The sequence below is a fragment of the Bradyrhizobium sp. PRIMUS42 genome (genome assembly GCF_023006515.1).
Taxonomy (GTDB): Bacteria; Pseudomonadota; Alphaproteobacteria; order Rhizobiales; family Xanthobacteraceae; genus Bradyrhizobium.
This window is the reverse complement of sequence record NZ_JALBGZ010001673.1, coordinates 1-223: the sequence shown is the minus strand read 5'-3', so window position 1 is coordinate 223 and position 223 is coordinate 1. Positions and strand designations below refer to the sequence as shown.

Genomic DNA, 223 nt, shown 5'->3' with positions numbered 1-223 from the left:
CTATCTCAATGCCGTCAGCAATATCCTCGCCGGCAATCTCGGCCAGCATCCGGTCTATCTCTGGACGCTGCCGATGTTCCACTGCAACGGCTGGTGCTTTCCCTGGACCATCGCGGCGTCAGCCGGCATCAACGTCTGCCTGCGCAAGGTCGAGCCGACCAGAATCTTCGAGCTGATCAGGCAGCATGGCGTCACCCACATGTGCGGCGCGCCGATCGTCTAC

At 61.4% G+C, this 223-nt stretch carries 1 protein-coding gene; it reads left to right on the top strand.

All coding sequences use genetic code 11. The features are described from left to right. Positions 1-223, top strand: a 223-nt coding sequence (locus tag MOV75_RS43020; RefSeq protein WP_246933157.1) for an AMP-binding protein, incomplete at both ends; no start/stop codon positions are given.